Annotated in this window: 6 protein-coding genes; 4 read left to right on the top strand and 2 right to left on the bottom strand. The window is 46.4% G+C overall.

The window, feature by feature from the left end; translation table 11 throughout:
* The 3 genes from fliD to BN871_RS11760 form a co-directional block, all read left to right on the top strand.
* Positions 1-201: flagellar filament capping protein FliD (gene fliD, locus BN871_RS26825; protein WP_157060272.1), on the top strand; the 201-nt coding region annotated here is incomplete at its 5' end.
* Between the two features lie 15 nt (positions 202-216).
* A complete protein-coding gene (gene fliS / locus BN871_RS11765; protein ID WP_021879448.1) occupies positions 217-600 on the top strand; it encodes a flagellar export chaperone FliS in 384 nt (127 codons plus the stop codon).
* Between the two features lie 23 nt (positions 601-623).
* Positions 624-926 (top strand): hypothetical protein, encoded by a 303-nt coding sequence (locus BN871_RS11760; RefSeq protein WP_048746144.1) that lies wholly within the window; start codon positions 624-626, stop codon positions 924-926.
* Positions 927-957: 31 nt separating this feature from the next.
* On the opposite strand, the gene BN871_RS11755 is transcribed toward BN871_RS11760, so the two are convergent.
* The gene (locus BN871_RS11755; protein ID WP_157060271.1) at positions 958-1,809 is read right to left on the bottom strand and encodes a hypothetical protein; all 852 of its coding nucleotides are present in this window, start codon (positions 1,807-1,809) and stop codon (positions 958-960) included.
* Positions 1,787-2,914 (bottom strand): glycosyltransferase family 2 protein, encoded by a 1,128-nt coding sequence (locus BN871_RS11750; protein ID WP_048746140.1) that lies wholly within the window; start codon positions 2,912-2,914, stop codon positions 1,787-1,789. The genes BN871_RS11755 and BN871_RS11750 overlap by 23 nt, the downstream gene beginning before the upstream one ends.
* A 150-nt stretch (positions 2,915-3,064) precedes the next feature.
* Here BN871_RS11750 and BN871_RS11745 point away from each other — a divergent pair.
* A partial coding sequence (locus BN871_RS11745) for a glycosyltransferase family 2 protein (RefSeq protein ID WP_048746139.1) occupies positions 3,065-3,264 on the top strand: 200 nt, incomplete at its 3' end.

Below are 3,264 nucleotides of genomic sequence, written 5' to 3'. Positions count from 1 at the left end.
TCGTCATACAGCACGGACAAAAATGGAACCTTCATGGCCAATTCGATGCTGGGCGAACAGCTTCGGACTCTCGATACCCGAATCAGCGATATGAACCGATTGCTGACGAATAAGGAAAACCGATATTACAAACAATTTACCGCGATGGAAACGGCGATCAACCGCTATAGTTCCCAGTCGGGAGCCTTTGGAAGCCAATAAAAGGAGTGACCTGGTGTGATACAGTCTCCCTACCAGAAATATCAGCAATTATCAGCCCAGACCGCTACGCCGATTCAGCTAGTCCTCATGCTCTATGATGGGGCCATTCGCTTTACCAAGCAGGGAATCATGGGAGTCGAGCAGCGCAACTATGAACTCGCCAACAATTGTTTTTGCAAAGCAGAGGCGATTCTGCATGAGCTGATCGCATCTTTGAATTTCGATTACCCGATTTCGAGCCAGTTGGTCAACATCTACGAATACATGCTTCATCAACTGATTCAAGCCAATATCGGCAAGAATCCGAAGCAAGCGGAAGAAGTTGTCGCTCACTTGAACGAATTGCGAGAGTCTTGGAAGAAAGTGGCGGGCAGTATGCCTCTTCAGCAGCAGGCATGAGTGTCGAGAGCAGGCTTAAATATTTGCAGGAATACACGGAGCAGCTGGCTCAGCAGCTGTACAAGGTCGAATATGAGCAGCTGGAAGAGCTCGTGGATCTGAGGGAAGAAGTCCTGAATGGAATCCAAGACGGAGAATTGACGGAAGAAGACAGGAGCAGGATTCAAGTCTTGCTCTCTTTTGACGGGCCGATCCTCTCCAGAATGGTCGAGCTGAAAGACGAGGCTTCGATGGCCCTCCTGAAAATAAATCAGTCCAGATCCCAGAAAAACGCCTATGAACAAACAAGTATGCAAGGAAGCTATTTCATCGATAAAAGAAATTAAGGATTGCCTGCTGCATGCAGGCAATCCTTTTTTATCGGGCCAATAAATCGGTGAAGATAGGAAGCTTGCGAGCGCCTGGGAATTGAGCCAGCAGCTTCTGACGGTATTCTTCTTTTTTCAGCGGCTCGCTGGCATGCTTGAGATAAAGCACATAAAGATAAATTTGCCCGGGCAGCTCTCGAATGGCTTCTTCAAGGAATGCCAGACCGTTTTCCACTAAATTTTGATGAAGATGGTGAATGGCTAGGTTCTCCATATTTTTTCCGTTCAAAGCATTCTGCTCCAGAAGAAGGCTGTAGTAGTTCAAGGCGATCTCGGTCTGCTCTTGGACAAACATGTAGTCGGCCATTTGCTGGATGACGAAATCATGGGAATAGCGGTTGATCAGCTGGTCATAAATAGCGAACTCGCGGAAATTGAAGCTGTCCTTCAACAAGTCGAGCAGGGGACCGAAGTTTTCCAGCGTCACGTCTTCTGGTTCGGTTTCTCCCCGAAGATAGGAACGAATGGCCTCGATCCGATGGGCGGCTTGATTCTGTTCCTCCGAATCATCAAGAGACAAGGGAAGAGCCAGTGACAACCCCCATGCATGATCAGCCAAGGCGTGGATTCTTGCCATTCGCTCATGAATGAAGCCGGATGGAATGAGAGCTGCTGTCTGTGCATATCCGGATTTATCTTTAATGAGGAAGAAGTATTCCAGCATGTCTTCATGGGACAAAGCCAGATCACCTGCTATAGATTCATAATAATGCCTGCTCAGCTCTGCGGCATGATTGGCCAGAGCCGACCGGAACAATATGTAGCGGTGTTTGCTGTTGCCTGGCTCATAAAGCTTGTCCAAGAGCTCTATGGTCGCTTCAGTGGTATCGAATCTTGTCATGATTTTGAGCAGGGCTCTCAGAGCGCTGTAATCGTATAAGTCCTGCATGAGAAGCTTGGTTAAATAATGAACGGCCTCGGACCATTTTTTTTTGCCATTCATAGATAGAACTTAACTTGCGCATAGGAATAGTAGATGCGAATTCGGCGCTTTCGAGCCAAAAAACCTGGGATTCTTTTGATTTTGAAGCGGCCGTTTCTATGGTTTGTACATAAGTCATCTCGGCTTCTTCCATAAAACCGAGATGATGAAGAATGGTTGCCTTGTAAAAGGCATATTCCGGATAATCCTTCCATGCGCTAAGTTTCTCCTCTGTGAGCTTCCAGGCATCAAACATCCGGTTTTGCACCAAATAGCTGTGAATAAGCGAGATGACGCAATGTGGGAACCAGGAAGAGTTGATCAACTTACTCTGTTTCTTGATGGCCCGTTCATAGTAATAAACCGCTTTTTGAAAATCCTTGCCCACGGCGCATTCATTGCCGAGGGTGTAATAATCATAAGCCGAGAAGCCTTGCTTGTTCTTTAGTTCCTTGAAAATACCGGCATTCCGGTCCAGCTTGGCCTTGCTGTTGACCATTTCCTCCAGATAGCCAGTATGGAAGAGAGAGACAGGGGCCAATGAAGACAGCAGCTCTCCCGATTGGGAGCGGAGCTGTTCATGGATGGGACGATAATATTCAATGCCATATCCGTTCGGAAATAGGCGGGGAATTTCGCCGGAAGTAATAGCGGCCTGTTCCTTGGATTTCCCTACAAAGTTGATGACATTAATAGAATAAATAAGATGGGGAGAAGGCTCGGCGGTTTCCAGGAACCTCCTGAGTTTGTCTGCATCTCCGGCGGCGAAATATTCGTCCGCATCCATGACAAGAATCCACTTTCCTGCTGCTCTTTTAACGCCTTCATTGCGAGCCGCGGAAAAATCATTACTCCAAGCATACTCATAAACCTGAGCTTGGTAGGACAAAGCGATTGCTTTCGTGCGGTCCGTGGATCCCGTATCAATGACGATGATTTCATCCACGGCGCTCTTGACGCTTTCCAGACAGCGTTCCAGCACATCCTGTTCGTTCTTGACGATCATGCACAGAGATAACAACATTTAATTGTCTCCTAACCCGTAAAGTTTGCTTGCTATGTATATCGGAAGGAGATTGGCATTTCAATAGAAATTATCCTTCTCATCATAATGAAATCATCTTGATTAGACGATATATAACTATCAATGTTGTGGTTAATAGGGGGATTTCAAATGGTTGGGAAAACTAGTATAGTCATGTTGACATTTAATCAATTGGAATACACAAAACAATGCATTGAAAGCATTCGTAGCTATACCGAACCAAATACTTATGAATTAATCATTGTGGACAATGGCTCCACGGATGGGAGCAGAGAATGGTTGGCGGAACAGGAAGACATTCGACTGCTGCTCAATGAAGAGAACGTCGG

The organism is Paenibacillus sp. P22 (assembly GCF_000469945.2).
In the GTDB taxonomy this organism is placed as follows: Bacteria; Bacillota; Bacilli; order Paenibacillales; family Paenibacillaceae; genus Paenibacillus_O; species Paenibacillus_O humicus.
Note: the sequence above shows the minus strand (reverse complement) of the source record. Positions and strands in the feature narration are given on the sequence as shown.

Coding starts and splice junctions, on each gene's coding strand:
- BN871_RS11755 (WP_157060271.1), bottom strand. CDS start 1,809: ATGACAAGATTCGATACCACTGAAGCGACCATAGAGCTCTTGGACAAG.
- BN871_RS11750 (WP_048746140.1), bottom strand. CDS start 2,914: ATGTTGTTATCTCTGTGCATGATCGTCAAGAACGAACAGGATGTGCTG.